The sequence below is a fragment of the Campylobacter concisus genome (assembly GCF_050447505.1).
In the GTDB taxonomy this organism is placed as follows: Bacteria; Campylobacterota; Campylobacteria; order Campylobacterales; family Campylobacteraceae; genus Campylobacter_A; species Campylobacter_A concisus_BP.
Genome location: NZ_JALMFZ010000001.1, coordinates 405,734 through 427,053 on the forward strand (window position 1 = coordinate 405,734; position 21,320 = coordinate 427,053).

25 protein-coding genes are annotated in these 21,320 nt (G+C 41.9%); 13 read left to right on the plus strand and 12 right to left on the minus strand.

Going from position 1 to position 21,320, the window contains the following annotated elements:
- Positions 1–7 precede the first annotated feature (7 nt).
- Both MTT09_RS01975 and MTT09_RS01980 read left to right on the plus strand, forming a co-directional pair.
- Positions 8–586, plus strand: a complete 579-nt coding sequence (locus MTT09_RS01975; protein WP_429802245.1) for a hypothetical protein — start codon at positions 8–10, stop codon at positions 584–586.
- A gap of 31 nt (positions 587–617) precedes the next feature.
- On the plus strand, positions 618–1,871 hold the full coding sequence (locus MTT09_RS01980) for a DUF2920 family protein (RefSeq protein ID WP_429802247.1): 1,254 nt from the start codon (positions 618–620) through the stop codon (positions 1,869–1,871).
- A 55-nt stretch (positions 1,872–1,926) separates the two neighbouring features.
- Here the strand turns inward: MTT09_RS01980 and MTT09_RS01985 are convergent, their stop codons facing one another.
- The 6 genes from MTT09_RS01985 to der all read right to left on the minus strand — a co-directional run bounded on the left by MTT09_RS01985 (position 1,927) and on the right by der (position 9,530).
- Positions 1,927–4,293 carry a tetratricopeptide repeat protein gene (locus MTT09_RS01985; RefSeq protein ID WP_429802249.1) on the minus strand — a complete coding sequence of 789 codons (2,367 nt, stop codon included), beginning with the start codon at positions 4,291–4,293 and terminating at the stop codon, positions 1,927–1,929.
- Entirely contained in the window at positions 4,293–5,537 is a 1,245-nt protein-coding gene (gene serS, locus MTT09_RS01990) for a serine--tRNA ligase (RefSeq protein ID WP_429802251.1), read from the minus strand. Before serS ends, MTT09_RS01985 begins: the two co-directional genes overlap by 1 nt.
- A gap of 21 nt (positions 5,538–5,558) precedes the next feature.
- Entirely contained in the window at positions 5,559–5,999 is a 441-nt protein-coding gene (locus MTT09_RS01995; RefSeq protein ID WP_429802253.1) for a copper resistance protein CopD, read from the minus strand.
- Positions 6,000–6,007: 8 nt separating this feature from the next.
- On the minus strand, positions 6,008–6,973 hold the full coding sequence (trpS, locus tag MTT09_RS02000; RefSeq protein ID WP_429802254.1) for a tryptophan--tRNA ligase: 966 nt from the start codon (positions 6,971–6,973) through the stop codon (positions 6,008–6,010).
- 666 nt (positions 6,974–7,639) lie between these two features.
- A complete protein-coding gene (locus MTT09_RS02005) occupies positions 7,640–8,161 on the minus strand; it encodes a shikimate kinase (RefSeq protein WP_429802255.1) in 522 nt (173 codons plus the stop codon).
- The gene (gene der / locus MTT09_RS02010; RefSeq protein WP_429802257.1) at positions 8,142–9,530 is read right to left on the minus strand and encodes a ribosome biogenesis GTPase Der; all 1,389 of its coding nucleotides are present in this window, start codon (positions 9,528–9,530) and stop codon (positions 8,142–8,144) included. The genes MTT09_RS02005 and der overlap by 20 nt, the downstream gene beginning before the upstream one ends.
- A gap of 152 nt (positions 9,531–9,682) precedes the next feature.
- Between der and MTT09_RS02015 the strand changes: the two genes are divergently transcribed.
- The 10 genes from MTT09_RS02015 (at position 9,683) to MTT09_RS02060 (ending at position 15,705) form a co-directional block, all read left to right on the plus strand.
- Complete coding sequence (locus MTT09_RS02015) at positions 9,683–10,573, plus strand: DMT family transporter (RefSeq protein ID WP_103566835.1); 891 nt, start codon at positions 9,683–9,685, stop codon at positions 10,571–10,573.
- A 10-nt stretch (positions 10,574–10,583) separates the two neighbouring features.
- Positions 10,584–11,384, plus strand: coding sequence for a 3-deoxy-8-phosphooctulonate synthase (gene kdsA, locus MTT09_RS02020; protein WP_429802259.1), 801 nt, complete (start codon positions 10,584–10,586; stop codon positions 11,382–11,384).
- 13 nt (positions 11,385–11,397) lie between these two features.
- Positions 11,398–11,913: a hypothetical protein gene (locus tag MTT09_RS02025; protein WP_429802261.1), complete on the plus strand. Its 516-nt coding sequence runs from the start codon at positions 11,398–11,400 to the stop codon at positions 11,911–11,913.
- Positions 11,914–11,918: 5 nt separating this feature from the next.
- Complete coding sequence (locus MTT09_RS02030; protein WP_429802263.1) at positions 11,919–12,248, plus strand: DMT family transporter; 330 nt, start codon at positions 11,919–11,921, stop codon at positions 12,246–12,248.
- Positions 12,245–12,568, plus strand: coding sequence for a DMT family transporter (locus tag MTT09_RS02035; protein ID WP_429802265.1), 324 nt, complete (start codon positions 12,245–12,247; stop codon positions 12,566–12,568). The genes MTT09_RS02030 and MTT09_RS02035 overlap by 4 nt, the downstream gene beginning before the upstream one ends.
- A gap of 9 nt (positions 12,569–12,577) precedes the next feature.
- Complete coding sequence (locus MTT09_RS02040) at positions 12,578–13,696, plus strand: cation diffusion facilitator family transporter (RefSeq protein WP_429802267.1); 1,119 nt, start codon at positions 12,578–12,580, stop codon at positions 13,694–13,696.
- A gap of 17 nt (positions 13,697–13,713) precedes the next feature.
- Positions 13,714–14,184, plus strand: a complete 471-nt coding sequence (ribH, locus tag MTT09_RS02045; protein WP_021084559.1) for a 6,7-dimethyl-8-ribityllumazine synthase — start codon at positions 13,714–13,716, stop codon at positions 14,182–14,184.
- Position 14,185: 1 nt separating this feature from the next.
- On the plus strand, positions 14,186–14,581 hold the full coding sequence (gene nusB / locus MTT09_RS02050) for a transcription antitermination factor NusB (protein ID WP_021085959.1): 396 nt from the start codon (positions 14,186–14,188) through the stop codon (positions 14,579–14,581).
- Positions 14,578–15,258, plus strand: a complete 681-nt coding sequence (gene pyrF, locus MTT09_RS02055) for an orotidine-5'-phosphate decarboxylase (RefSeq protein WP_103579072.1) — start codon at positions 14,578–14,580, stop codon at positions 15,256–15,258. The genes nusB and pyrF overlap by 4 nt, the downstream gene beginning before the upstream one ends.
- Before the next feature lie 204 nt (positions 15,259–15,462).
- Positions 15,463–15,705 carry a helix-hairpin-helix domain-containing protein gene (locus MTT09_RS02060; protein ID WP_429803694.1) on the plus strand — a complete coding sequence of 81 codons (243 nt, stop codon included), beginning with the start codon at positions 15,463–15,465 and terminating at the stop codon, positions 15,703–15,705.
- A gap of 288 nt (positions 15,706–15,993) precedes the next feature.
- On the opposite strand, the gene MTT09_RS02065 is transcribed toward MTT09_RS02060, so the two are convergent.
- Together MTT09_RS02065 and MTT09_RS02070 are read right to left on the minus strand one after the other, a co-directional pair.
- Positions 15,994–16,344: a YolD-like family protein gene (locus tag MTT09_RS02065; protein ID WP_429802270.1), complete on the minus strand. Its 351-nt coding sequence runs from the start codon at positions 16,342–16,344 to the stop codon at positions 15,994–15,996.
- Positions 16,337–17,605, minus strand: a complete 1,269-nt coding sequence (locus tag MTT09_RS02070) for a DNA repair protein (protein WP_429802272.1) — start codon at positions 17,603–17,605, stop codon at positions 16,337–16,339. Before MTT09_RS02070 ends, MTT09_RS02065 begins: the two co-directional genes overlap by 8 nt.
- Before the next feature lie 244 nt (positions 17,606–17,849).
- Here MTT09_RS02070 and MTT09_RS02075 point away from each other — a divergent pair, with 244 nt between their 5' ends.
- Positions 17,850–17,936 (plus strand): hypothetical protein, encoded by an 87-nt coding sequence (locus MTT09_RS02075; RefSeq protein ID WP_429803695.1) that lies wholly within the window; start codon positions 17,850–17,852, stop codon positions 17,934–17,936.
- Positions 17,937–18,146: 210 nt separating this feature from the next.
- Here the strand turns inward: MTT09_RS02075 and aroC are convergent, their stop codons facing one another.
- From aroC to MTT09_RS02095, 4 genes are read right to left on the minus strand one after another with little or no spacing between them, the layout of a single operon-like run.
- Positions 18,147–19,214: a chorismate synthase gene (gene aroC, locus MTT09_RS02080; RefSeq protein WP_429802274.1), complete on the minus strand. Its 1,068-nt coding sequence runs from the start codon at positions 19,212–19,214 to the stop codon at positions 18,147–18,149.
- 8 nt (positions 19,215–19,222) lie between these two features.
- Entirely contained in the window at positions 19,223–19,894 is a 672-nt protein-coding gene (gene rnc, locus MTT09_RS02085; RefSeq protein ID WP_429802276.1) for a ribonuclease III, read from the minus strand.
- Positions 19,891–20,325 (minus strand): ribonuclease HI, encoded by a 435-nt coding sequence (gene rnhA / locus MTT09_RS02090; protein ID WP_429802278.1) that lies wholly within the window; start codon positions 20,323–20,325, stop codon positions 19,891–19,893. Before rnhA ends, rnc begins: the two co-directional genes overlap by 4 nt.
- Entirely contained in the window at positions 20,303–21,259 is a 957-nt protein-coding gene (locus MTT09_RS02095) for a tetratricopeptide repeat protein (RefSeq protein ID WP_429802280.1), read from the minus strand. Before MTT09_RS02095 ends, rnhA begins: the two co-directional genes overlap by 23 nt.
- Between the last annotated feature and the right edge of the window lie 61 nt (positions 21,260–21,320).

Below are 21,320 nucleotides of genomic sequence, written 5' to 3' on the forward strand. Positions count from 1 at the left end.
AGTGAAGATGAGGAATTTCTTTTTATTTGTCCTAGCGGTGTTTTTTGTCGGATGTGCTAGCAGCACGCCAAATATCTCGGTAAAAACGAGCGATCCGATCTTTTTTACGCTTAGTGAAGCAAACAAAAGCGTCTATGTAAATTTTAAAAATAGCGCGACCGGACAAGATGTAAATGCTGAAATTTTAAGCGAATTTGCAAAGGCTGGCTTTAGAAATGAGCCAAATATCAAAAATGCCGACTTCATCATCCTTGGCGACGTGCAAAGCTTTTCTAGGACAACCAAAAGAGATCCTAGATTTTCAATGGGCATGGGATATGGATTTGGCAGACCAAGTTTTGGCTTTGGCTACTCGATGTTTTTCCCGTTTGATTATGATGACGATGATGACTTTAGCACAAACAGCTATGCTTACTACATGCAAGTAAGCGTGCTAGTGCGCCCAAAAGATGGCGGTGAGAAAGCGACAAATATCTCGCTCATGCAAGCTGGTAATGTCTATTCGCCAAGCTATATCTGGCCATTTTTCAAAGAGCGCCTAGCAAAACAGATCGTTAGCTTTTTTTATAACGTCTCACAAAGGTAGAGAAATTTAGCAAAATTTAAAAGGAGTTAAGATGCTAGTTGATGGAAGCTACGAAATTTTATCTTGTGATGATGTGGAGCTTGGTATAAAAAGAGGCTCTGCTTTGTCCTTTTATGCCTGTTTTGACGATGTTAAAGAGGCAAAAGCTCTTTTAGTTATCATCTCTGGTTTTGGAGAGGACTCTGACTCTGGCTATAGAACCCATCTCATGCGAAGCATGGTAGAGAACTATGATGTGGCGTGTATTAGTGTGGATTATCACTGTATAGGCAACCGCCCACAGCTTGGGGCGAAATTTGGGCTTGATGATATAGATCGCGCGATACTAATAAGAGAATTGGCAAAGATTGGTATAACTTTACCTATTGATTTAAAAATAGTTGATAACTATGATAAAACCTGCGTTTTACTTAAAAGTCTTAACGAGGAGATCACTATTAGAAAAGAGAGCGGGGTCTTGCCAGACGATTTTAGTTTAGATATCAGTATGACTATGTTGCCAACAAAAAACGAATACCAAAATTTTGGCGTTATGCAAGCAATGGACGTGCTAAATGCCGTGCTTTATACAAAAAAATATATAAATAATGCCAAATTTGAGCATCTACCAGTGATAATGGTAGGCAGCTCACATGGTGGATACTTGGCACATATGTGCGCTAAGATAGCTCCATGGCTAGTTGATGGGGTGATAGATAATAGCTCTTACGCTATATTTTTATGGAAACTTATTGGTTTTGGCAAGGAGATTGATTTTACTAGGTTTTTTGGCTGTGGCACTGGAAATTTATATGAAAATTTAAATCTTTACTTCTGCGATAAAACTTATTGGACTCTTAATGATAAATCACCATATTATTTTAGTGATGCAAGAGAAGAGATAAGAAATATCTTAAATTTAGATCATTTAAATGTTCAAAGCAGCTATAAAAAGCCAATTTACGTGAGCTATCACTGCATTAATGATACAGAAGTAGCTTCAGCAAAGGATAAAACCGAGCTTTATGAGGCTCTTAAGAAGCTAAATTTTGACGCGACGCTTCACATGATAAAAGATGAGAGCGAGGTTGATGGTAAATTTATAAAGTCTCTAACTCACGGCATGGGTATGTCTTATAAACTGCTTTTGCAAAGAGAGCTTCCTATTGTGATGAAGAAAATTTTGTCTAAAAAAGATAAAAAAGATGAGATCAATGAAAAATGCATAGAGTATAAGTGCGGTGATTTGCTTTATAAATTTAGTGAAGTATCAGATCAGATAAGGCTTGAAGTTACTAATATTTAAATTTAGAGCTGTTTTTATCTAAAGCTAGGCTTTTAAAGACCTAGCTTTAAATTTTCTAGTTATCTATCATAAAATCATAAAATTCGTTGTTATATCCTACGTTTCCAACTTTGCTGTATTGTATAAGAGCTGCTTTTATGTTATCGATTTGCTGATACATAAAGCCAAGGGCGGCTCTGTTTTCGACAGCACTTGGATCATTTAGCTTTGTAAGCTCCAAAAGTGCGATCGCATTTGTTATTTTATTCGCTCCAGTGGCAGCCACAGAGGCTAAAAATAGCGTTCCAGCGTCATTTATCTTAAACTCGTCTATGACATCATTATAAAGCTTATAGCTCTCATCAAAGTCGTTTGTAAAGATATCCACGTAGGCTAGAGTTTGGATCAAATTTATATTTTTTGGCGCGCTCTTTAGCTGGGCTCTTAGTTTGTCGCGCTCCCTTGTTAGCAGGCCTGAGATCTGAAGTAGCTTGATGTATTGCTTTTTGATGATGTCAGCGCCGTGGTAGAAGGCATTTGAGTCGAGATTTTTATCGATGAAGTAAATTTGTATCGCTTTTGCATACTCTTTGACGTTTTGATCTTTGTTCTTAGAGATGAAATTTAAGATATTTGCGATGATATCATTTGGTAAAATTTTAACCAGCTCATCAGCCTTTTTTGACATTAGCTCATCGTTGTTTGAAATTTTAGCGATGATGATATCAAAGGCTAAATTTAATGTTGTAGGCTCTTTTGGCTCTTCAAGCCACCTTATCATCGCACTTTGGTTGCCGCTAACTAGGCTTAAAAGTGAGGCGTATAAATTCACAGGCTTTAGGCTCTTGTCGTTTTCTAAATTTTCACCGATCTCTTCAACTAGTTTTGGATTTAAATTTCTATTTATATCCATGCAGATAGCCCCAAAGATGCCAGAGAGGTGGTTATTTACATCTTGATGGTAGCTTGCTATAAAGTGCTTTGCAGCAAGGCTAAAATTTCCAAGCTGAGCGTAGCTAAGAGCTAGGTTATACTGCAAGATCGAGTGGTTTGGATAGGCTTTGGCTAGCTCTTCAAAGTCCTTGTTTGCCTCTTTTAAGCGGTAGTTAAGTGCCTTTGCGATGGCTTCGCTAAGTTTGGCATTGACCTTTGAGGCGGCGGCACTTTGGCTAAGGTAGTCATTTGCCGCTGAGGTGTCATCTAAAAAGACGCTAACACCACCTTTTCTTATCTGCTCGATGCTCTGTTTCGCGTCAAAAACCTTATACGGCGCAAAATAAAATAGCGTCTCATAGCGTCTTGTTCTATCAAAAAACATATCGTCGCTAAAGTGCGCCTGAGCTAGGCTAACATCAAAAAGATCTGGCTTTAGGATGGTCTTTATCTTGTAAATTTTACTTGGCATCGAGGCGTTGTAGTCATAAACGTCTTTGATAAATGCCGCCGCATCGCCATAATCAGCCGTTTTTAGATCAATTAGTGCCTCAGTCATCTTGATAAGATCGATATTTGGCGTATTTTTAGAAGCCTTTGTTAGATAGTCCCTTGCCTTGTCGTATTTGCCAAGTCTTGCGTAGAGTTGCGCTAGTGTAAAGTCAGCCTTAAAGGCCTTTTGCCCTTCAAGCTTAGCTATGGCTCTCTCATCATCGCCAAGAAGCGATAAAATTTTGGCGCTCAAGTAGGCGTACTCGCCCTTGTAGTCCTCTGTGCTAGGGTGCGAGAGAGCTTGCAATGCCTCATAATAATTACCCTTGTAATAATTAACTAGCGCATAGTAGTAGCTGTAAAGTGGCGAGCTGTTTTCATACTGCAAAAATGAGTCTGCAAGCCCTATGTAGTAGTTGAAATTTTTGGTGTTATTTAGCTCAAGTGAGCAAACAGCGGCGTTTATGGCGCTAACTGCGGTGTTTTCGCGGTCGGTTATCGCTTTGTTAAACGAGATGATCGCCTCGTCGCATTTTTCTTGTTTCATCTGCGAAACGCCGAGGTTGTAGTTTGAAAGTGACTGGTTATAAACAGCTATGTTTTCATAAATTTTTAACGCTTCAAATTTATTGCCACGCTCATAGAGCTGGTTAGCCTTGTTTATCATCTCATCGATCTTTGAAGCGCCAAAATTTTGCGTTTGGTAGTTGTTTTCTATATTTTTTACGATAGCTGTAGTGTCTATCTCCTCTTTTTTATCTTTTTTTAGCAAGACGATTAACAAAACAACTATCAAGATGACAAGCACCAAAGCAGCCGCACCGATGATGATAAAGAGCTTTTTCTTGCTCTTTTTTACAGGTATCGGCTCTGGGATGCTCTCATCTTGCAGCACGCCATCACTTGCTATGCTCTCAAGCGAGACGATCTCTTCAGGTGCCTCGGCTTTTGCCTCTTCAGGCGCTTGCTCTGCTTGCTCGCCAGGTGGTTTTAGAACTACAACCTCGTCATCAGCCACTACATATACCTTTTAAGAACTTCTGGAATTTCGATAGTGCCATCAGCCTTTTGGTAGTTCTCCATTATCGCTATTAGCGTCCTGCCAACTGCCAGACTTGAGCCATTTAGGGTATTTACAAGCATATTTTTCTTGCCATCCTTAAAGCGAATTTTCGCTCTTCTTGCTTGAAAGTCACGAGTATTAGAGATAGAGCTTATCTCGCGGTATTTGCCTTGACCTGGTAGCCAAACCTCAAGATCCACTGTCTTTGCCGCGCTAAAGCCTAGATCGCCGCTGCAAAGAAGCATGTGGCGGTGAGGCAAACCAAGGCTAGTTAGCAAGTCACTCGCGCAAGATATCATCTCAGCAAGCACGCCCTCGCTTTGATCAGGCTTTGTAATGCTTACAAGCTCGACCTTTTCAAACTGGTGCTGGCGGATCATACCTCTAGTGTCACGGCCTGCTGAGCCTGCCTCTTGGCGGAAGCATGCTGAGTAGCAAGTCATCTTTATAGGTAGCTGCTCGGCCTCAATGATCGTGTCATTGTATAAATTTGTCACAGGCACTTCGCTAGTTGGGATGAGGTAGAGGTCCTCGTCGCGCACCTTGTAAAGATCCTCTTCAAATTTAGGCAGCTGACCTGTGCCAAAAAGTGTGTTTGAGCTTACTAGATAAGGGACATTTACAAGCTCAAAGCCACGCACGCTGTTAAAGTCGATCATGTAATTAACAAGCGCTCTACTAAGCCTTGCTCCCATGCCACGAAGCACGGTAAAGCGAGATCCTGAGAGCTTTGCACCTCTTTCAAAGTCAAGCCAGCCAAGGCTCTCGCCTAGCTCCCAGTGCTCCTTTGGCGTAAAGTCAAATTTAGTTGGCTCAAGCACCGTTTTTATGCAGACATTATCGTCCTCGTCCTTGCCAAATGGCACATCATCGTCGGTGATATTTGGCACGCTAAATGAAATTTGCTCAAGCTTTTCTTCGTATTGTTTAACGATCTCATCAGCGTCAGCAAGGGCAGCTTTGTTTAAATTTAGCTCGTTTTTAAGCTCGCTCACATCTTCACCAGCTCTTGCTTTTACGCCAAGCTCCTTGCTCTTTGCGTTTTGGATCGCTTGGAAATTTTCAAGTGCTTTGCGCTTTTGCTTTAGCTCGTTAAAAGTGTGCAAAAGCTCGTCTAGCAAGCTAGCTTTAACGTTTTTGCCCTCTAGTTTTTTTACGAATTCATCGTAGTTTGTCTCAAGTAGTTTTAAATTTATCATTATCCTCTCCTTATCCTATCCTTAAACCATAAACATAACTTTTGCAAGCAAAACGATCGCCACCGCAATCGTAAGTGCGATAGGGTGGATGTTGCCAAGTGGGCTAGGGCGCTTAAATATAAATTTGCAGCTTAAATTTACTATCACCGCAGCCACGATCACCATCGCTAAGCAAAATTTGATCATAAAAGCGATCTGTAAATTTGTCTCAAAGTAACCTCCAGCCTTGCTACCGACTAAGCTACTCATCATCATGCCACCAGTTAAAACTAAAAGTAGCACGCAAATAGGCATGATTTTAACAGCTACTGAGCCGATGGCTTGCTTTGCCTTTTGAGCAAGCTCTGGCGGCATCTTTTTGCTCGCCGCTCTTAATATGATCACATCAAAAAATAGATAACCAACAAAAATGATCGCACAAAAAAGGTGAATTATCTGCGCGTAGGGATATAAATTTTGCATATTTTTCCTTATTTGTAAATTCCAACCGCTTCACGCACTTTTTTTATCGTTGTGTGAGCTACATTTTGGGCTTTTTTAGCGCCTAGATCTAAAATTTTAGCCACCTCATCAGGGTTGTTTTGATAGTGCTCAAATTTCTCTCTTGCATCTTTAAAATAGTCCCAAACAAGCTCGTTTAGATAGGCTTTAAAGTGCCCATGCCCCTCGCCACCACGCTCATATCTAGCTTGCAAGTCGCGCTGTCCGCTCTCATCTAAGAAAAGCTTTGCGATGTTATAGACGTTGCAGTTTTGCCACTGCTTTGGCTCTTCAAGTGGCGTGCCATCAGTCACGATGCTTGAAATTTGCTTTTTAAGCGTCTTGGCGTCCGCGAAGATATCGATCGTGTTGCCGTAGCTTTTGCTCATCTTTTCGCCGTTTGTGCCAGGCACGGTAGCGACGTTTTCATCGATCTTTGCTTCAGGCAATGTAAAAATCTCGCCATGTTCGTTGTTAAATTTGATCGCGATATCACGCGCGATCTCTACGTGCTGGATCTGGTCTTTGCCCACAGGCACGACCTGCGCGTTATAAAGCAAGATATCAGCCGCCATCAAAACTGGATAGCTAAAGAGTCCGTGGTGCGAGCTAATGCCCTTTGCGACCTTGTCTTTGTAGCTGTGCGCGCGCTCAAGTAGCCCCATAGGCGTATGCTGACTTAGCACCCAGTAAAGCTCAAGCACGTCTTTGACGTCGCTTTGCACCCAGAAAATGCTCTTGTTTGGGTCGATCCCAAGCGCCAAAAAGGCACACGCAGCGTCAAAGGTGTTTTGCTTTAGCGCTTTGCCGTCGCTAAGGCTGGTCATCGCGTGGTAGTTTGCTATAAACATAAACATCTCGTTTTGCTCTTGCATATCAACCATCTGCTTTATCGAGGCAAAATAGTTGCCAAGGTGTAGTTTGCCGGAGGGTTGGAGGCCGGTTAATACTCTCATCTTATCCTTTCAAATTTTAGCTTCGTTTTTTGAGCGCCTTTAAATGAGTTTGTAAATTTTAATCATCGACAGGCTAAATGCCTAGTCTTGATTAAAATTTAACTGCACAACATTTAAATTCATCTCAAAATTCTTCGCCAAATGCTTTTTAAATTTTTAACGTTACATCAGACTTTGCGTCTAATCTAATCTTAAAATTTGACTCGGCAAAAAACAAAATTTCGTCTCGCCTAAACAAAAAACTCTTCGCCAAAACGTTTAAATTTTAACATCACGTTAGACTTTTTAGTTTAGCTTGATCTTAAAATTTAGCTTGCTAGCTCTAGCCCACACTTAAAAACAAAATTTTGCCTCGCCTAAACAAAAAACTCTTCGCCAAAACGTTTAAATTTTAACATCACGTTAGACTTTATGTATCTAGCTTGATCTTAAAATTTAGCATGACAGGCTAAATACCTAGTCTTGATTAAAATTTGACTGCACAACATTTGTCGCTTTATCGTTCTAAACAAAGATAAGCAAAAATTTATCTCAAAACTTCGCCAAAATTTCTAACTACAAAACGTTAAATTTAACCCAAAAAGGTCAAATTCCAACACCACGTCAGACATCCATCTAGCCTGATCTTGAAATTTATCGTTGCAAGCAGCCATCGCCACTTTGCAACTAAACTTTTAAAAGTATCCTTATCTCTTTTACGATCTGCTTTGGAGTTTTGCCCTCCACTTCAACGATATAATCAGCCTTTTTCTCATAGAGCTTTTCTCGCTCCAGATGAAGTGCCTCAGCCTTTTTTAGGTCGCTTAAAAGCGGGCGTTTAGCGATCTTTTTCTCGCTATTTTTGCTATTTTTTAGCCTTTGCATGATCGCATCAAAGCTTGCTTTTAGATAGATCACGGTACCAATTTTCTTTAAATTTTTAACCTTTGCAAAGCCCCCACCTGTCGAGATAATCGCATTTTTGACACTTGTGGCTAAAAATTTGGCTAGATCCTTTTCAAGCTGCCTAAAATGCTCTTCGCCAAATTCATCAAAGATAGCCTTTATCTTCATGTTTTGCGAGCTCTCTAGCAAGTCGTCGCAGTCAAGGTTCATCGTCTTTAGCGCCTTGCTTAGCGCCCTTGCAGTCGTGCCCTTGCCAACGCCCATAAACCCTATCAAAACGATATTATTGTTCTTTGTCTTCATCACTCTCTCCACGTTTTTTAGGGATTAGCACGATAGGCACGCCAGCTAGGCTAAAGCTCTCTCTAAGCTTGTTTGTTAGGTAGCGTTTGTAGCTAAAGTGCAGGCATTTTGGGCGATTCATTATGAGCGCTATCATGATAGGTGCGGTTTTAAACTGCACTGCGTAGTAAATTTTCACGACCCTACCTTTGTCGCGTGGCAGTGGGTGCGCTTTGGTCGCTTCACCGATCACTTCGTTTAGCTTTGAAGTTTGAATTTTTTGGGTGTAGTTTTTGTAAATTTCAACTATGAGTGGGTAAATTTTATGCACTCTCTTGCCGCCAAGTGCCGAAACGCTGATGATCGGCGCATATGAGAGAAATTTAAACCTATCTTTTATCTCTTTACAAAGCTCGTCAAATTCTTCGCTGCTTTTGTCCCATTTGTTTAGCACGATGATGACGCCAAGCTCAAATTTCGAGGCGATGCCAGCGATGCGCTCGTCTAGCTCGGTTAGCGGCTCAGAGCTATCTAGCACTAGTAGCGCCACGTCTGTCTCTTCTAAAATTTTCTCAGTTCTATTTAGCGCGTATCTCTCGATGCCCTCGATCTTGCCGCGCTTTCTGATACCAGCAGTATCGACAAATTCAAAAACTCTGCCATCATGTTCGTAAATTTCATTGACTGGGTCGATCGTAGTGCCTGCGACGTCGCTAACAACGGCACGGCTCTCTTTTACAAGGGCATTTAGTAGTGAGCTTTTGCCGACATTTACGCGGCCTATGATGCCAACTCTTATGTTTTTGCTCTCGTAGTCTATCTCGTCGCTTAGCTCGCCCTCGTCGTTATAGTTTTCTAAAAAATCATCAAAATCTTCGATCAAATCGGCCTTTATCTGCACTTTCTCTTCTAGGTGCTTTGCTAGCCAGATGCTAAGCTCATCAACGCCAGTGTTGTGGCTTACTGAAATGCCAAATGAGTTTTTTGCGCCAAAACTTACAAATTCCCACTCTCTTTGCTCGTCTTTTTTGCTGTCGATTTTATTTATAACTAGAGCGATTGGTAAATTTAGCTTGCTAAGCTCGTAAAAAATGGCTCTATCTTCGTCATCTGGCATCATCTTGCCATCGACCATGTATAGGATAACGTCTGAATTTCTAGCCTCTGCCAAGGTCTTTGCTTTTACGTTTTTAAAAAGCTCGCTGCTATCATCAAGCCCGCCGCTGTCGATTAATATACACTCTTTGCCCTCAACTTCGATCTTAGCTTTATTTGTATCTCTTGTAGTGCCGCTAACGTCGCTTGTTATGGCGATGCGTCTTCTTGCTAAGCGGTTAAAAAGTGAGCTTTTGCCGACATTTGGCTTGCCTACTAATATTACTTTTTGCAAATTTTGTCCTTTTTATGATGGCTGATTATACAAATTTTTCTCTTATATAAAGTATAAAATTACGCTTAAAAGCGCCAAAATAAAAGAAAAAATCAACCAAAATTTAAGCCATTTTTTATTAAAATGAGTGCTTTAAATTTAGAGGTTTTGCGATGTTAAAAAGGTTTTATATTTCACATCTTGGCATTTTTTATATGCTCTTTGCTTGCTTTATGTTTGCCGTGACTGGCGCATTTGCAAAGTATCTGAGCAAAGATATGCCTTCTATCGAAGTTGTTTTTTTTAGAAATTTAATAGGACTTTTCATCGTCATCTACGCCATCTATAAATTTCCATTTAAACAAACTGGCGGGCACTTTTTCTTGCTTATGTTTCGCGGTTTTGTGGGCACGGTGGCGCTTTTTGCCTTTTTTTACAACGTCGCGCATGTAAATTTAGCCACAGCCTTTACCTTTCAAAAGACAAACCCGATATTTACAGCCATTCTCGCAGCTATCGTGTTTAAGGAGCGGCTAAGCTCGCTTGGCTGGTTTGCTGTCTTTTTGGGATTTGGCGGAATTTTGCTTGTTATCCAGCCAAATTTAGGTATAAACAAAACCGATATCATCGGCATTTGGAGCGGTCTTGGAGCGGCTATTGCCTACACGAGTGTCAAGGAGCTAAACAAGAGCTACGGCACAAATATCATCGTGCTAAGCTTCATGCTTTGGGGCTCGTTTTTGCCGCTTATTTGCATGGGGCTTGCGGAGTTTTTTACATACGAGCCTCTAGATTTTTTATTTTCTAAATTTACCATGCCAAGCTGGCACAACGTCGTATTTATCTTGCTAATGGGGCTTAGCGGCTACTATTTTCAGGCGTTTATGACAAAGGCATTTGCGGTTGGCAAAAAAGCTGGTGTGATCGCTGCTGTTAGCTATGCAGACGTCATTTTTACGCTTATTATTGGCTATTTTATGGGCGATGCGTTGCCAAATCACCTAGCACTAGCAGGTATCGTGCTTGTCGTGGTGAGTGGAATTTTAGTTGTTAAAGAAAAATAAAGGAGAAAATATGATATTAATCGCTGGACCTTGCGTGATAGAGAGCAAGGAGCTTGTTTTTGAAGTGGCAAAAAGGTTAGTTAAATTTAATGAAAATCCAAAGCTTGACTTTTACTTTAAATCAAGCTTTGATAAGGCAAATCGCACGAGTATTAGCTCATTTCGTGGCCCTGGGTTAGAGAAGGGTTGTGAAATTTTAGCTCAGGTGAAAAAAGAATTTGGCTTTAAAATTTTAACCGATATCCATGAGAGCTATCAGGCGCAGCCAGTTGGCGAAGTGGCTGATGTGCTGCAGATCCCTGCATTTTTGTGCCGTCAGACTGACCTGCTCGTGGCAGCTGCAAAGACAAAAGCGGTCGTAAATATCAAAAAAGGGCAGTTTTTAGCAGCATCTGCTATGAAGCACTCTGTTAAAAAGGTGCTTGAAACGCGCGGCGTAAAGGGCGATGGATACGAGGTGGCAAAGGCAAATGGCGTCTGGCTAACTGAGCGTGGAAGCACCTTTGGATATGGAAATTTAGTCGTTGATATGAGAAATTTAGTGATGATGAGAGAATTTGCGCCAGTCATTTTTGACGCGACCCACAGCGTGCAGATGCCAAGCGCACTTGGCGAAAAAAGTGGCGGCGATGCTAGATTTGTGCCATATCTTGCAAGAGCAGCAGCTAGCGTTGGGGTGGATGGATTTTTCTATGAGACGCACGTAAATCCTTGCGAAGCGCTATGTGATGGGCCAAATATGTTAAATTTAGACGAGCTTGAAAAGGTCGTAAATGACACACTAAAGATAGAGGAAATTTTAAATTTTTAAACTAAGGAGAGAGATGAAAAGGATTTTAGCGCTACTTTTAGGAGTGTTGTTTTTAGTAGGTTGTGGCTCATCTCAGCCAAAGGTGCCACTTGCTGGCAAGTATAAATTTGAGGGCATTAGCTACACTCATGTGCAGCGCCACGAACCAACAAAATTTCTCTATCAAAGCCCAAAAATGATCGAGAAAAAATATAATAAGCAAATTACTGAGGCGCTTACAAAAGAAAATTTGCTTGATCAAAACTCGAGCGACGAGCTAAAGATAAAGGTAACTCACCGCAGGGAATTTATGGGCGAATCGACCTTTGCTAAAAGCGATAGGATGGGCAATATCTACCTTACTTACGAGGTAGAAGTCATTAGAAATGGCGAAGTTTTGAGACATTATGGCTCTAGCGAGCTAAGGTTTGACCCTGGATTTTTTGGAAATTTAAAGGGGATAGCCGGACAAAACACAGATGATAGTTTAGAAAATGATGCGATAAAAGCCATGGTGAGAAAAATTTTAGAGATAGTAAAAGGGTTTTAGGTAGTTTGTCAAATAGAGGTTTTTTATGGATATTACTTGGCGCGGTGGCCGAGTGTGGCTGGGCATACGGGCTAAAACACGCTTCAAATTTAGGCGAGTTTTTGCTCACGACCGCGCTTGTGAGCGTGAGCTTTATCTCTTTTATGAAGGCCTTAAAATATATCCCGATAAGCATCTCTTACGCTGTATTTGTAGGCTTTGGCACGATATTTATAGTTATAGCTGAGATCATCAGTGACTACGCAGCAAATGGGGCTTTGCCAAATTTCATTAGACTATTTTTTATAGCGACGCTAATTTTAGGCGTACTCGGGCTAAAAAGAGCGAAGCAATGATACACTTTTTGGCACTTTTACTAGCTGGATGTTGCGAGGTCTCTGGCGTCTTTTTTATCACGAAATTTTCAAAAAGCACAGGCGTAAAAAAGTGGGCAAATTTCATCCTTTTGCTTGGAAATTTCGCCCTTTCTCTAACGCTGCTTAGCTATGCGATGCAAACTATCGCTATGTCGGTGGCGTATGCGATCTGGACAGGCATCGGAGCCATCGGTGCGGTCGTGGTTGGCGTAGTTTTTGAGGGTGAGAAGATAAATTTTAAAAAGGCCTTGTTTTTATCGCTCATCATCTTTAGCGTGGTGATGTTAAAGATCGTTTAAGGAGCAAATTTGGAGATAGTAGAGCAGGTCACGTCACGAGATAAGACCATTGTAAAAACAGGTGTTATAGGCATAGTGACAAATGCCATTTTAGCGGCTATAAAGGCGGTAGTTGGATTTGCTAGCGGCTCGATCGCTATCATCTTAGACGCGGTAAATAACCTAAGTGACGCGCTCTCATCGGTCATTACCATCGTTGGCATAAAAATAGCTGGAAAAAGGCCAGATAAAGAGCACCCATTTGGCTACGGCAGAGTGGAGTATCTAACAGCTATCGTTATAGGCGTGATCATACTTTATACAGGCGGCACCTCTGTGGTCGAGTCGGCTAAAAAGATCATATCGCCAAGCACCCCAAACTACGACACTACCTCGCTTGTTTTGATCGCCGTTTTGATTGTGGTCAAATTTGCGCTTGGTCTTTACACGCAAAGGGTCGGACAAAGGGTAAATTCTGACTCGCTCATAGCAAGCGGGTTGGATGCGAAATTTGACGCTCTAATCTCGCTTAGCACGCTTTTGGCGGCTTTAGTATTTGTATTTTTTGGCGTTAGCCTTGAGGCATATCTTGGCGTGGCGATATCGCTACTTCTTATCAAGGCGGCACTTGAAATTTTACGTGACGCGATAGATAAAATTTTAGGCGAAAGGATGCCTAGCAGTGAGAGCTCGGAAATTTATGAGTGCATAGGCTCGTTTGACGGCGTGCTTGGAGCGTATGACCTTATCTTTAACGACTACGGCCCAGACAAGAAGCTAGGCAGCGTGCATATAGAGGTGGCGCACGACATGAACGCCGCGCAGATAGACGCGCTTACTAGGCGCATACAAAATGAAATTTTTGCGAAATTTAACATTGTTTTAGATACCATTGGCATCTATGCATTTGATAAAGAGAACAACGCAACAAGGCTAAATGTCGAAAAGATAGTTTTTGGGCATAAATTTATCAAGCAAATGCATGGATTTTACATAAATAAAGAGACAAATACGATCACGTTTGATATCGTCATAGACTTTAACGCACCAGATAGCTCGGCACTCTACCGCGAAATTTTATCGCAAGTTAGCAGCGCCTACCCTAGCTACAAGGTCATCATCACGCGTGACACGGACTACAATGGATAGAAATTTAAGGAGCAAATATGAAAATAATCGAAGGAAATTTAGCCCTAAAAGGCAACGAAAAGATAGCGATCATCAACGCAAGGTTTAACCACATCATCACAGACCGCTTAGTAGAGGGCGCAAAAGACGCATTTTTACGCCACGGCGGCGATGAGAAAAATTTAACTTTAGTGCTAGTCCCTGGCGCATTTGAGATACCTATGGCGCTTGAAAAGGTGCTTGCAAGCGGTAAATTTGACGCGGTTTGCTGCGTGGGAGCGGTGATAAGAGGCGCGACCCCACACTTTGACTACGTAAGCGCTGAGACCACCAAAGGCATCGCAAACGTGACGCTAAAATACGCAAAACCAGTCACATTTGGCGTGCTAACAGTAGATAACATCGAGCAAGCGATCGAGCGAGCTGGCAGTAAGGCTGGAAACAAGGGCTTTGAAGCGATGACGGGCGTTATAGAGATGCTAAATTTATACAAAAAGCTAGGAGAGTAAAATGGCCACACGTCATCAAGTGAGACAAGCGATCGTTTCACTACTTTACTCAAATGAGATAAATCCCGTAACTGCGGAGTTTGAAGAGGAATTTTTAGAAGAGAAAAAGATAAGAAATGAGCGCAAAAACGAAGCTTTGCAAACATTTAAAGAGGTGCTAGCAAACAAAGAAAAACTAGATGAAATTTTAAAGCCACACCTAAAAGATGGTGACTTTAGCAAGGTTGGCGCAACAGAGCTTGCTATCCTTAGACTTGGGCTTTATGAGATGAAATTTAGCCAAACTGATAAAGCTGTCATAATAAACGAGGCGATCGAGCTTGCAAAGGAGCTTGGAAGTGATCAGGCACCAAAATTTATAAACGGCGTGCTAGATAAGATAAAGGGCGATCTATGAGGCTCTGCGTCGCTCTTGATATGGCGAGCAAGGATGAAAATTTAGCCCTCGTGCGTGAGCTAAAAGGGCTTGATCTTTGGCTAAAAGTGGGGCTTAGAAGCTACCTTAGAGACGGAGCTAAATTTATAGAGGAGCTAAAAGGGGCAGGGGAGTTTAAAATCTTTCTTGATCTAAAGCTCTATGACATCCCAAACACGATGGCAGACGCCGCTGAAGTTGTCTCAAAGATAGGCGTGGATATGATAAATTTGCACGCAAGTGCTGGCGAGCGAGCGATGAAGACCGTGATGGAGCGTCTTAGTTCGCTGCAAAATCGTCCTTTGGTGCTTGCTGTATCAGCACTTACTAGCTTTAGCGAGAGCGAATTTGAAGCGGTTTATAACGATACTCTATCTCGCTCGGTTAGGAAATTTAGCCAGATGAGCTTTGAAGCGGGGCTTGACGGCATGGTCTGCTCGGTCTTTGAAAGCAAGCTCATAAAAGACGTGACAAATCAAAATTTCATCACGCTTTGCCCTGGAGTTAGGCCTTTTGGCGAGAGTGCGGGCGATCAAAAGAGGGTTGCAAATTTAGTTAGCGCAAAGCAAGAGGGCAGCGACTTTATCGTCGTTGGCAGACCGATTTATGAAAACGCAAATCCAAGAGAAATTTGCGAACGCATTTTGGAGCAAATTTAGCACCCTAACTTGCATAAAATTTGGTCTAAAATCATTTTAAGCATGGCTTTTCGCGAGAAATTTTAATTAAACTACCTCGCAAGAAGCTTGGATAACGACTTAGTATAGTAGCAAGATGAAATTTAGCAAGCTTTGTAGCGCGTGGGAATTAAATTTAAAATCATTGCGGCGAGTTTGGCGGTGCTTAAAAAAATTGAGGTAAATTTGAGCGATTTTAAGAAAATCCCCTATGTCGGTGAGGCGACGCAGGCCGATCTACTAGCACTTGGCTACAAGGATATCGCTTCGCTAAAGGGTGCGGACCCTGAGGAGATGTTTGAACGCACAAAGGTACTTGGACGCGGCAGTGATAGGTGTATCCTCTATGTTTATCGCATGGTTTGTTATTACGCAAATACGCCGCACCCAGACAAGGCCAAGCTAAAATGGTGGCTTTGGAAGGATTAAATTTTTAAATTTCTAGCGCTAATTTTTAAATTTGACCTATTAAATTTAAATAGTATTAGAGCGCAAGCTAGCAAAGACATGGGCAAGTCTTTGCGTATCAAGCAAGAAGCAGGCAAGCGTTTTGACGTTACCGCAAGTTTTTGTTGTGTGAGTTAGACATCTAAACGAAATAAAGCTAAAAACAAAGTTTATAAATTTAATCAGCTTTTTGTATAAATTTCTATCCACAACCGATGCTTTTGCAAAAAAGAAAAACCCCACTTTCTAGAAGTCTTTAAAACGATGCAGCTAAAAAAACGATCTATCTAATATTTCGTTTCTAGTCACGCGTTTCCTTACTATCTCCACCTCATTTATATCCTCAAATTTGATCTTAGTTTTTACGACCATGAGGATTTTATCTTTGAAATTTACATCTGAGACTAGGCCGCTAGTTTTTACGTAAGTAAAGCCGTCGTGGTAACTCACACGCACCTCATCAGCTATCTTTATCTCGCTTATCTTTTTTAAAATTTCATCGACCTTGCTCTCGTCAAGCTCTAGTTTTTCGCATTTTTCTCGCTCTTTTTGACGCAAGGCTCGCTCTAATGTTGAAAGAGGATTAAACGAGCTAAAAATTTTCGCCCTATCTTTACTCACCGCTCTTGTGCCCTCCGATCTTTTTGTTTCTATCTTGCCCAGTCGCCTCTGGCAGCAGGTCGATCGCGCGCAGGATCGAGTTTTTACCAAATTTCTCTTTTATCAAATTTAGCGACTTTAGCACCGCCTTTTCTTTAGCGTCATCTTCAAATAGGCTAAACTCAACCAAATTTTCTTTCACCACATCGTTTGCAGATATGCCTATTTGCCTGATTAGCCCGACATTTTTTATCTTGTTTAAAAGTAGCTCCTCAGCCGCACTCATCAGCACGCTTGAGATATTTGTGGGAGTTTTAAATCTCACGCTTGCACGTTGTTGTGGCTCAAGCTTATCGGCAAATCTCACATTTATCGTTAGCCCACTCGCCCTCACATCTTTGTTTATGAGCCTAAGCGCGAGCCTGTCAGCCATCTCTTTTAGCACGATCACCGCCTCGCAGCGCTCGTAGTCTCTTGGCAAAATTTCTGAGCTAAAGTAGGACTTCGTGCTTGGTTTATAGGTCTTTATATCAGCTATCGTCGTTGGTTCTATGCCGTTAGCGTGATCTATCGTGATGTAGGCATCGACGCCAAAAATTTTTTCAAGCAGACTTTTTGGCGCATTTGCGATATCTTTCATGCAAAAGATGCCGCATTTTTCGAGCTTTAGCCTAGTTTGCTTACCGATACGCCAAAAGTCACTTAGCGGCTGATGCGTCCAGAGCTGCTTTTTATAAAGCTCTTCGTTAAGATAGGCGATGCCGTCATCTTGGTGCTTTGCTAGTATATCAAGCGCGATCTTTGCGAGGTATAAATTTGTCCCCATGCCACAAGTAGCCGTCACTCCAGTCGTTTTTAGTATCTCATCCATCATCATCTTCGCCATCTCTTTTGCGCCAAGAGCGTAAAATTTCAAGTAAGAAGTGAGGTCTATGAAGCACTCATCGATCGAATAGACGTAGATGTCCTCTTTGGCGACATATTTTAGATAAATTTCATAGATCTTTGCGGCGTAGTCGATGTAAAACTGCATCCTAGGCGGCGCGATGATAAATTTGATATCTCTTGGTATCTCAAAGAGCCTGCAGCGGTTTTTCACTCCTTTTGCACGAAGCGCAGGACTAACAGCTAAGCAGATGCCGCCACTGCCACGACTAGCATCAGCCACGACTAGGTCGGCCTTAAATGGATCAAGCCCGCGCTCGACGCACTCAACCGAGGCGTAAAAGGACTTTAGGTCGATAACGGCGTAAATTTTGCTCTTTGGATTTTCATTTTTCATGAGAGGATTATAGATGAAATTTGGTAAAAGTTAGTTTGTAAATTTTGTTTGAAATGGCTTAAAATTTTAATAAAAATCTTTTAGAAAAAAGGCTAAATTTAAGTGCAAAGACCACGTACCAAAGATACCGCCTCCACTCACAGCTAAATAGCTCTGTGATCAGAAACTACGCCAAGCTGAGCGAAAAAGAGCCGATGCTCATAAACGTAAATGACGCCAAGAAAAAGGCATCGCAACTGGCGACATGGTGAGAGTATTTAACGACAGGGGCGAAATTTTAGTCGGCGCGCTTGTAGCTCATCATCCCAGAGCACGTCATCGCTATCTGTGAGGGCGCATGGCATGGTCCTGAAGTGCTAAGCAAAAGAGCCTTTGCAAGCACGGCTGCGTCAATGTCCTAACTCGTGACAAGGCACATCTAGCACCACTTAAAGCAACTGCAGACACAGGGTCTTGGCAAATTTAGAAAAATATAAAGGCGAGATCAAGTTTGTCGCTGTAAATTTATAAATTTGGCCCTAGTTTGGTGGCAAAGTCAAATTTAGCCGTAAATTTTCTTTAAATTTTCAAGCTTTGTGCTTGCATTTAGCAGTAGCATATCAGCAAGAACCAGCCTTATCATCGCGGTTGCGACGACGCTGCCACGTATGCCTATGCAAGGATCATGCCTGCCTCTTAGCTCAAAATCCACCGCCTCGCCAGCTAAATTTAGCGTCTTTTGCTCTTTAAATATCGAAGGCGTTGGCTTAAAATGGCTCTTTAGCACGATCTCAGCCCCGCTACTTATGCCACCAAGTATGCCACCAGCGTTGTTGCTTAAAAAGCCAAGCTCGTCCATCTCGTCGTTGTTTGCTGAGCCAAGCATAGAGCTTACATTTACGCCAGCGCCGATCTCTACGGCTTTTACTCCGTTTATGCCCATCAAAGCTGCCGCCAAAGCGCTATCAAGCCTATCGTAAAGTGGCTCTCCAAGACCAGCTGGCACGCCTCTAGCCACACTTAAAACCACGGCTCCTACGCTATCGTGCTCGCTTCTAGCTTTATTTACCGCCTCTTTCATCGCCTCTTCGTTGCCAAGAGCGTAAATTTGCGAATTTTGGGCAAAATCAAAATCAATCTTGTCGCTAATGGCCTTGCCAATGCCAAGCACGCCACTTAAAACTTCTATCTTAAATTCATTTAAAAGTAGCTGCGCAAATGCCCCGCCAGCGACCCTTACAGCTGTCTCTCTCGCACTCGCGCGCCCGCCACCTCTGTGGTCTCTAATGCCATATTTTTTAAAATATGTAAAATCAGCATGCCCAGGGCGGAAAATCTCACGTAAATTTTCATAGTCGTTTGACTTTTGGTTGTTGTTAAAAATGGCAAAACCTATCGGCGCGCCAGTGCTTATGCCATCAAAGACGCCGCTAAAAATTTCTATCTTATCAGCCTCATCTCTTGCCGTTGTGAAGCTACTTTGCCCAGGACGACGTTTGTCAAGCTCGCTTTGTATGAACTCCACATCGATCTTTAGCCCAGCAGGTAGGCCGTCTATCACGCCACCGATCGCCACCCCATGGCTTTCGCCAAAGCTAGTTAAGGTTAGTTTTTTGCCAAATGTATTCAAAATTTATCCTATTTTTTGATTTTTTCTAGTGCGATTTTTGCTGCGAGCTGCTGGGCTTGTTTTTTCGAGCTTCCAACGGCACGTGAAATTTCTTTGCCATTTAGTAGCAAGGCTATCTCAAATTCTTTCTTATGATCAGGTCCAAAAGAGCCTATGAGCTCGTATGTTGGTATGACGCCAAGGGTCGCTTGAGTGACCTCTTGAAGGGCGGTTTTGTAGTCCTTTTCAAGGTGTGCAAAGTCGATCTGCGGATAGCAAAGCTCAAGCAGCGTGATCGAAATTTCCCTAACTTTATCAAGTCCAGCCTCAAGGTAGATAGCGCCCATCACTGCTTCAAATGCGTCACTTAAAATGCTATCTTTCTCGCGGCCGCCGTTGTTTTCTTCGGCTTGGCTAAGCCTTAAAAACTCGCCCATATTTAGCCGTCTAGACATATTTGCAAAGCTTTTTTCATTGACAAGCGCGGCTCTTAGTTTGCTCATGTCGCCCTCTGCGATCTTGCTAAATTTCTTAAAAAGATACTCAGCCACGAGTAGATCCATCACCGCATCGCCCAAAAACTCGAGCCTCTCGTTATTTAACGCCTGCTTGGTGCTCTTGTGAGTTAGCGCCTCTTCTAAAAGCTCACTTTGTTTAAATTTATAGCCAAGATTACGTTCAAATTCTTCTAAATTTTTCATATCTTATTCTCATCTTTTATCTTTAATGCCTCGTCTCTTGCCATCTGGTCGCACTCCTCATTTTCAGGGTGTCCAGCGTGCCCTTTAACCCAGCTAGCCACGACTTTATGCGGCTTTGAAATCTCTAAATACTCCTGCCAAAGCTCGACATTTTTTACATTTTTAAAATTTCTCTTTTGCCAGTTTGCAAGCCACTCATTTATGCTATTTACCACGTATGAGCTATCGGTAAAAAGCCTTACCTCGCAGGGCTCTTTTAGCGCTTTTAGCCCCATTATCGCAGCTTTTAGCTCCATTTGGTTATTTGTAGTATGTGCCTCGCCGCCACTTTCTTTTTTCTGCGCTTCGTTAAATTTCAATATATAAGCCCAGCCACCAGCTCCAGGGTTTCCAAGGCACGAGCCGTCGCTAAAAAGTGTTACTATCTTCACTTGGTTTTTCTGTGATGTGGGATAAAATTTTCACACTTCCTAGCTCGTGACAGACCGGACAGCGGTAAAAGTGCATAGGAAATGAGTTTTTGCAGTTTTTGCAAACGTAGTTAAAGCTTAGCCCAGCCGCGTCAAATTTAGCATCTTTTAGTCGCTTGATGGCATTTAGCTCAAAGCCGTAAATTTCACATGGCTCATCTATGTCGCCCTTTGCGTAAAAGAGGGATTTGTATTTTGGATCGCTTAAATTTATAGGCGTTTTTAAGTTGTAAAGCAGGTCTAGCACATCTTCAAATTTGGCAAAATCTTTTAAATTTTCTAGATTTTCATTGTGTCTTATGAAAAGTGCTAAGATCATGCGCTTTAAAAGCTCAAAATTTTGGCTAAGATGAGAGAGAATTTCCACCTTTTCGCTAAAGTTTAAATTTCTATCATCAAGCGTACTAATCGCCTTTATATAGGCCTTTTGATCTTTTACATTTGTCCCTAGCTCTTCAAGCGAATTTAGCGCATAAAGGGCTTCTTTGTAGTTTTTAAGCTTCTCATCTATCATCGTTAAAAAGCGCAGTGCGAGGACATTTCTAGGGCTTAGCTCAAGCGCTTTTTCAAAGATTTCACTAGCTTTTTTTAAAAATCCAGCCTTGAAATAGACCTCCCCAAGCTCGTTTAGGATAAATTCTTTCTCGTTTTTATCTTTTACCTTTTCAAGTGCGATGAGATAGACGCCGATCGATTTTTCAAAGTCGCCATTTTTAGCAAAGGTCTGACCTAGCATGCTAAGGCTTGGTATATCTACTTCTGGGCTTTTTAGCATCTGCTTGTGCTCGTCGCTTATGCCATCTTTGCTGTCAAATTTCTTTATAAATTTCTCGATGCGTTTTTTCTCATCTTTGCTTGAAAATATGCCCCAAGCATAGCTTAAAGCTGCGATCATCAAGATGATACTAAATAGAATAATAAGGCTAAATATCGGATCTCTGTGCCCAATGAAAAAA